We start from the raw sequence: 1,000 nt of genomic DNA on the forward strand, positions 1-1,000 counted from the left end.
TGAGCTGTTGCCAGCAATGATCGGTGGCGCTCCGTGACCACATCATGCGGTGCGGCTCTTCTCGAAGTGGAATAGGGCCAGGGCCGCGGCGACGACGGCGCCGATCCGCCACGGATCGAGGCTGACGTGCCGCAGGGCCTTGAAGCGGGTCTTCAGGTCGGCGTTGGCCTTCTCTGCCATGGCCCGGATCGCACCGACGACCTTGTTGAACTGCCTTTGGTCCACGGTGAGTTCGCCTCCCCTGGGCTTCCTGTGCGGCATGCGGAAGTTGGCCGGGCCGCCCTCGTAGCCGGTGTCGGTGATGATCAGCGGGCAGCCGTCGGCGGCTGCCATGCCGAGTGCGTCGAGCAGGCCGTGGGTGCGTGCTGCGGACATGTCGTGTTCGCGGCCGGGACGGACCTGGGAGGTCCAGATCGGGAAGCCGTCCGGGGAGGACAGGACCTGGATGTTGCCGCCGTGCCGCTTGTGCTTTCCGCTCCACCACAGATCGACGCCCTTGGTGGGGCCCGGGACGTGGCAGGCGTCGGTCTCGATGAGAGTCCCGTCCAGGAGCAGATGACCGTGGCCGACGGCCTTCGCGGCGGCCAGGGCCTGTTCCAGGGTGGGGGCCCGTACCTTCAGCACGTCGATCCCCTCGTGCAGGTAGCGGTAGCAGGTGCGCGTCGACAGTGCGTTGTCGCAGGCGAGTTGGGTGATGCGGGTGCCGTCGACGAACCAGCGCAGCACCAGGACCGCCTGGCGGAACGGGGTCAGCAGCCGGGTCTTGCTGCGGGTGCGGCGCCGCTGACGCTCGGCGGCCAGCAGGCCGGAGACGTACCAGACGGTCTCCCGGTCGAAGGTGAGAGTGGCGATGTATGTGACACTGGCCGACAAGCGAAGCCTCTGGTGCGTGGACTTGATCTTGGTCGACTTGTTCCTACCAGGGGCTTTGCTGCTGTCCGCACGCGGCCTCGCTCGCCCTACTCACGCACCGCCACGGCTCGTTGCTGGCAACAGCTCA

1 protein-coding gene is annotated in these 1,000 nt (G+C 67.7%); it reads right to left on the minus strand.

The window, feature by feature from the left end:
* Positions 1-42: 42 nt before the first annotated feature.
* A complete protein-coding gene (locus ACWEKM_RS46665; RefSeq protein ID WP_451627387.1) occupies positions 43-873 on the minus strand; it encodes a transposase family protein in 831 nt (276 codons plus the stop codon).
* Positions 874-1,000: the final 127 nt, after the last annotated feature.

Source organism: Streptomyces sp. NPDC004752 (genome assembly GCF_053601275.1).